The organism is Methanobrevibacter filiformis (assembly GCF_001639265.1).
In the GTDB taxonomy this organism is placed as follows: domain Archaea; phylum Methanobacteriota; class Methanobacteria; order Methanobacteriales; family Methanobacteriaceae; genus Methanacia; species Methanacia filiformis.
This window is the reverse complement of sequence record NZ_LWMT01000042.1, coordinates 1-6,730: the sequence shown is the minus strand read 5'-3', so window position 1 is coordinate 6,730 and position 6,730 is coordinate 1. Positions and strand designations below refer to the sequence as shown.

At 25.3% G+C, this 6,730-nt stretch carries 6 protein-coding genes; 1 reads left to right on the top strand and 5 read right to left on the bottom strand.

The window, feature by feature from the left end; genetic code table 11:
* Positions 1–357 precede the first annotated feature (357 nt).
* Both MBFIL_RS10915 and rimI read right to left on the bottom strand, forming a co-directional pair.
* The gene (locus MBFIL_RS10915) at positions 358–501 is read right to left on the bottom strand and encodes a hypothetical protein (protein WP_211261686.1); all 144 of its coding nucleotides are present in this window, start codon (positions 499–501) and stop codon (positions 358–360) included.
* Positions 502–540: 39 nt separating this feature from the next.
* On the bottom strand, positions 541–972 hold the full coding sequence (rimI, locus tag MBFIL_RS01645; RefSeq protein WP_066970859.1) for a ribosomal protein S18-alanine N-acetyltransferase: 432 nt from the start codon (positions 970–972) through the stop codon (positions 541–543).
* A 241-nt stretch (positions 973–1,213) separates the two neighbouring features.
* Here rimI and MBFIL_RS01640 point away from each other — a divergent pair, with 241 nt between their 5' ends.
* On the top strand, positions 1,214–2,296 hold the full coding sequence (locus MBFIL_RS01640) for a class I SAM-dependent methyltransferase (RefSeq protein WP_066970857.1): 1,083 nt from the start codon (positions 1,214–1,216) through the stop codon (positions 2,294–2,296).
* A 98-nt stretch (positions 2,297–2,394) separates the two neighbouring features.
* Here the strand turns inward: MBFIL_RS01640 and MBFIL_RS01635 are convergent, their stop codons facing one another.
* From MBFIL_RS01635 to MBFIL_RS01625, 3 genes are all read right to left on the bottom strand, one after another.
* Positions 2,395–4,092, bottom strand: coding sequence for a glycosyltransferase family 39 protein (locus MBFIL_RS01635; RefSeq protein ID WP_066970855.1), 1,698 nt, complete (start codon positions 4,090–4,092; stop codon positions 2,395–2,397).
* Positions 4,093–4,530: 438 nt separating this feature from the next.
* The gene (mtnA, locus tag MBFIL_RS01630) at positions 4,531–5,490 is read right to left on the bottom strand and encodes an S-methyl-5-thioribose-1-phosphate isomerase (RefSeq protein ID WP_066970853.1); all 960 of its coding nucleotides are present in this window, start codon (positions 5,488–5,490) and stop codon (positions 4,531–4,533) included.
* Positions 5,491–5,545: 55 nt separating this feature from the next.
* Entirely contained in the window at positions 5,546–6,412 is an 867-nt protein-coding gene (locus MBFIL_RS01625) for a radical SAM protein (RefSeq protein ID WP_066970851.1), read from the bottom strand.
* Positions 6,413–6,730 lie beyond the last annotated feature (318 nt).

Here is a 6,730-nt window from a genome sequence, read left to right as displayed (position 1 = left end):
ATTCAATTTATATAACTAATTAAATATCCATATAATTAATTTATCAGCAATATAAGGCTCTCAAAATACTTATTTAAGAAAATAAGTCTTAACTAATTATCTATTGAATTATGGAACATCCCCTTAACTGAAGCAAAAGTTAAAGGCACTTTAGATGATTTATTTAACAATTAATATTTATTTTTTGATATAAGTTATCATGTCAAAAGGCTGATAGGCATTATATATTAAAAAACTTCTAAGCATTTTTAAATGCAACTTTATCTATTTCTCTAATGTTGAAATCTAATTTTTCAAGATTTATTGTAGTTTTAGGAACTGAAAGTGGATTTGAAGGCATATTACTTATATCACTATTTAATAAAAATTATCTGCTTCATATTCATTTAAAATAGCTACTACTTCTTTAATTTCCATTTTTTGAGGTTGAACAGTTAATCCTAATATAAATTCTTCATTAATTGAAAAAACTGAAAAAAGAGTAATATAAATAAATAACACTAAATAAATAAAAGAAACTAAATAAAAATTAAAAATAAATCATAGCTCTAAAATCATAGCCAATCCATCATCACCATTTTCATAATATTTTGGTAAGAATTCACTTACTTTAAAGCCAAATTTTTGATAAAAACTAATAGCTATATGATTGTTAGCTCTTACTTCAAGAGCAATCTTAAAAATATCAAAACTTTTAAAGATATTAATACATGTATCTAAAAGTTTAGAACCTGCATTTATCTTTTGATAATTTTTATCTACAGCTATTGAAATTATATGACCTTTATCCAATTCTTTAACCCAAAATATGATATATCCTATAACATAGCTATTTTCTTGAACTACAAGAAAACCTGCACCAATATTGTGAAGTTGTTTAAGAATATTCACATCATAAGGCTCTGAAAAAGACATTTTTTCAATTTCAAAGACTCTTTTAAGATCATGAAGTCTGAATTCTCTAACTAACATAATTAACCAGTTGCGTGTTTTATTGATTAAAATTAAATTATTGTTACTTAATTTTCTTAATTTTAATAAATAATTACAATAAGTATATAAGTTATATTATTAATCATATATTTAACTATATTTATTAAACTATATTGGATTGTAGTTGATTAATTGATTTATTTCATTAACAATATTATTTCATCAATTTGTAATTATTATAATTTGTAATTATTATTATCCCTATAATTAAGTGAGTTAAATGATAGCTATTAAAGTAGAATTAAAATATACTAATGAACTAAGAAAAACATTAATTGAAAAACAAACAATGAATATGAATTATAAGATTAAAACAGATGAAGATTATGGTTACATTCCTATCAAAAACATTGCGGATGATGTTAAAAAAGATATAGAAGATGAATTAAATAAAAAATTTAATCATGCGGGGAAAAATGATTCTAATAAAATAACTATAGAAATTATTGACACAGAATTAGAACAGATTAAAAAAGAACCAAGAAGTTTAAAAGAACATTTAAAAGGAAAATTAAACAATGAAGAAATTGAAAATTTAAAGAAATCATTTGATATAATTGGAGATATTGTGATTTTAGAAATACCTGAGGAACTCCAAAATCAAAAATATGCAATAGCAAAAGCAGCTATCGATTTTACAAAAAGAAGATCGATTTTTGCTAAAAAGAGTCCAATAGAAGGAGTAACAAGAACACGAAAATTAGAATATTTAATAGGAGAGGATGATTCTACTACAATTCATAAAGAACATGATGTACGATTAAGTTTAGATGTTAAAGAAGTTTATTTTTCACCGAGACTTGCAAGTGAGAGAAAAAGAATATCTGATCAAGTAGAAGAGGGTGAAGCTATCCTTGATATGTTTGCTGGAATTGGACCATTTCCCATTTTAATAGCTAAGAAAAATAATGTTAAAATTTATGCTGTAGATATAAATAAAAAAGCTGTTGAATGCATGGAAGAAAACATAAAAATAAATAAATTAAAAGGAGAAGTAATAGCTATTTGCGGAGATATAAATGAAGTTGCAAAAGAATTTAAAGAAAAAAACATTAAATTCGATAGGATTATTATGAATCTACCAGGAACTGCCTATAAATTTTTAGACTTAGCTATTTCATTACTAAACTCTGGAGGGGTTGTGCATTACTATGAATTTTCTGATAATTATGACCAAGGAATAAGTAGGATAAAGGAATCATCATCAAAATTAGGTAAGGAAGTTTCAATATTATCAACTCGTAAGGTAAAATCAATTAGTCCTAAAGAGTGGCATATATCAGTAAGTGCGAAAATTGAATGAAAATGTGAAAAAATAAATTTTGAAAAAATTAGAAGACTATGAAATTTGAATCTCCCATAAAAATATCAATTAAAGTAAAATAAATTATTAATAGTCAATTAATCTTTTATTTCATAAATATAAACTTGACCAAATGTTTTGACTAAATTGTAGTCAAATAAATCATATTTTTCTATAGAAATGTAATATGTTGTATTATTACTTTTCAGAATATTATTTAAATCATGTGTTGGAACATTTGATCCCATATAAACTACTTCTTTTTGTAAATACCATGTGAAAATAGGTCCTCTGTCTGCATAAATTACTACATTTTTATAATTATTATCATGACTTTTAATCCATTCAGATGCATCTTTTTCATTCTCTGCAAGTTCTGATCGTTTATCTATAGTTAAATAACTGAAACTTGTAATTAATAAAAGTATTATTAGGATTAGTGAGATTATTTTAGTAAAAACATGCTTATTTATGGTTATATTGACTAAATTTATTTTTAAATTTAATTTGGAATCTAGATTTACAAGTATTTTATTTAAAGAAGTAGCTACTAAAAATGTCAATCCTGGCATCATAGTTATAAAGTATCTATCGACTTTTATAAGATGTGATGAAAAGAAAATCATGTATGATGTAAACCAACAAATCATAAGTAAATCAAAACTAAAGCATTTGTAAATTTTTTTATTTTTAGTATCCAACTTTGAATTTAGTTTATTAAAAGCTATTGAAAGTATTACCGTGGTTAAAAAGAAATTAATCTCACAATATTTAAAAGATATTTGATTTACAATTAAAAATGAGAATATTACATTAGCTATTGCTAAAATAATAATAAAATAATAATAAAACAAATATTTATTTTTATTTTTTGCAATATTTTTAAAGTATTTAATAATTTCATATATGCAAATTACTGTTCCAATGACCAATATAACTATAAATATATAAGAAATTATATGATTAGGGTTATAAATAAACTTAGAAATGTTTCCAATATAATAAAATACATCATTTTGCAACTTAATCGTTGTTTTAACTGATGTTCCTATTGTTTCTGCCTGTTCAATAAAGCCTAATGGTATTTTGTTGATGTAAAAATATAAGGCAAATGGAATAGCTGTGATTACACCACAAACGATTCCTAAAAATCCTTTTTTGAAATATTTTTTAATATTTTCTTTTAAATTACCCTTGAACAAAAAATAAAGGAGAATTAGTGGAAATAAAAGTCCTGCTGTGTATTTCGCAAAAAAACTTAAAATAGCTAAAGGAAATGCCAATATAAAATAATTTTGGTTTTTTTCAAATGACAAAATCATGAAATAAAATGTTAATATTGTCAGACTAACACTTGGAACATCAATTGTTCCGTTTCCTGTCCATATTAACACTAAAGATGAACTTCCAAAAAATATTGCAGAAAATAAGGAAATATAATTATTAAACCTTAACTTAAATAGCAAGAATATTCCTAAAACTCCTAGAATATAGAAAATTCCAGTTATAACAAAAATACTATTTATACTTACAAAACCAAATCTAAAAAGTATAGAACATAAAAATGGTATTAATGGAGATAAAAAATTTACATAATCATATCCATCAATCCCTATCCCTGACATTCTTAACGATTCAATAAGATAGAAAAAAACATCCCTATATGAATCTCCCAAAATATTTTCAGTAGAATTAATGTAGATAGATAATACTGCAATTGTGATAGAAAATATTAAAATAAAAATCAATGAAAGATTATTATTTATTAATTTTAATAATCGTTTTTTATTAAGCATGTGTATCTGGTGATCAATTGTTAAGACAAATATATAATTATTCTAATATGTTCCCAAATCACATCAGTTTTAATTTTTTCATACAATTCATGTATTTTAAACTTTAAGGATATTCTTGTGCATTTTCTAATTTCCAAATATATACAAACATTATATGTCTAATTTAGAGTACAATGTATCTTTAATGAATTAAGATATAATTTGTATGGACTAACATATAAATAGTATTGATCTAGTATTAATTTGATAAAATATTTAATATTATTGGGTTAATATTCTAATTAAATATAAATATTAATGTTATGGAATATAAACATGATATTATTGAATATAAATATGATATTATTAGTAAATATCATCAATGATATCGATTCTTAGAAATCAGCCCCCATACAGAAAGAACAGGTGTGGTGGAAATATGTTTCAAAGTATTAAGCTTTAATCTAAATCTTGAATAAACTTTTTAAGTTTTAAAGGATCTACAATACCTTTTTCAGTGATTATTCCTGTGATTAAATCTTTAGGAACTATATCAAAAGATGGGTTAATAACTTCTGTTCCAACAGGACATATTCTACATCCACCATAATGAGTAACTTCATCGGCATTACGATATTCTATTTCAGTATCATAAATAGATATATTTTTATCAAATGTACTAATTGGTGCAGCTATATAAAACGGAACATTAAAATGTTTGGCAGATAGTGCTACCATTAAAGAACCTATTTTATTAACTATACCATTTCGAGCTACCCTATCTGCACCAATTATCACTTTATCTATTTGTGATTGTTGCATAAGGTATCCTGCAGCTACATCTGGTATTAATTTAACTGGTATTTTTTCTTGTTGCATTTCCCAAACACTTAAACGAGCTCCTTGACCTAGTGGACGAGTTTCATCACAGATAACATTTATATCTTTTCCTTGATTAAATGCAGAGCGTACAACACCTAATGCTGTTCCATAATCTACACATGCAAGAGCTCCTGCATTACAATGAGTTAATATTGTGTCGCCATCATTTACTATTTCTGCACCCACATTTCCAATAGCTAAATTTGTATCAATATCTTCATGATACATTTTTAATGCTTCTTCAACTGGATTGTCACTGTTTAGTGTTCTTTCAACTGCCCAAAAAAGATTAACTGCTGTTGGTCTTGCAGCTTTAATTTCTTCAGCGACTTTTTCTAAAGATTCATCTTCAAGGTAAGCTAAAGCCATTCCAAAGGCCGCTGCAACTCCAATAGCTGGTGCACCCCTTACAACCATTCCTTTAATAGCTATAATAACATCAATGTAATTATTACATGTAAAATAAGTTAATTCGTCAGGTAATTTTGTTTGGTCGATGAGGATTAGTTTATTGTCTCTCCATTCTAATGTTTTCATAGTATCACTGATTTAATATTATACAAAAGATAATACGAAAGATAAATTAATTGAATTAGTAATGACTTGCAGGAGTCATTCCTAAATGTTTATCTTCTGATTTTTTACCAGGAATTCCATACGCATCTGCTCTACATTGAGTACATGCTCTAAATACTGGAATTATCTTTTCAACATCATTTCGGACTTTTTCTATTTCTTCACATGTAGGTCTAGAGTAGTCTTTCATTTTGTTTAATGGAATAAGTGGAAGAACATTCATAAGAGAAGCTCCACGTTTTTTAACTTCTTTAGCTATTTCTACAATATGTTCATCATTTAATCCAGGAATGAGTACACTGTTAACCTTAACTATAACTCCATTGTTTGCTAATTTCTCAATTCCTTCAAGTTGATTTTTAATTAAAATTTCAACTCCTTCTTTTCCCTTATAAACTTTATCATTATATTTAATAAAGGAATATATGTCTTTAGCTATTTCTGGATCAATTGCATTAACTGTAACAGTTACTGTGTTTACTCCAAGCTCTGCAACTTCATCTGCAAGGTCTGGAAGTAAAAGTCCATTGGTACTCATACATTTAATAAGATCAGGATTAGTTTTTCCTAATTTCTTAAAAAAATCAAGTGTTTCTGGGTTTGCAAGTGAATCTCCAGGTCCTGCAACTCCAACGACAGAAATAGGACCTTCTTTAGTGACTTTATCTACATGACCAATAGCAGCATCAGGATCCATAACACAAGCAGCGACCCCTGGTCTTTTTTCATCCTGATTTATATCTCGAGTACAAAAATTACAATAAATATTACATTTAGGAGCTAAAGGTACATGAACCCTACCTACTTTATCATGTATTTTCTCATTAAAGCACGGATGTGCCTTAGTTATGTGAGCAAACTTTGAGCCTTTTAATTCTTTCATAATGGAACCTCATATTAAGAATTATTTTATTATAAGATATTTAATAGTAAGTATTATAGTATGAAAAACAATGCAATTATCCAATATTAATACAAATTATCCAATATTAATACAAATTATCCAATATTAAATAAATAAGAATAATAATAAATCAAATTAGGATAATACTTAATTATAAGAATAAATCATAATTATGAAATTATTTTCAATAAATATCTAATTTTATATAATTTATCATATATTAATATTTGTTTTAGCATAATAATACAATAAATAAGTTTTAGATAAATAATTTATATAATATAGTAAATATAAACA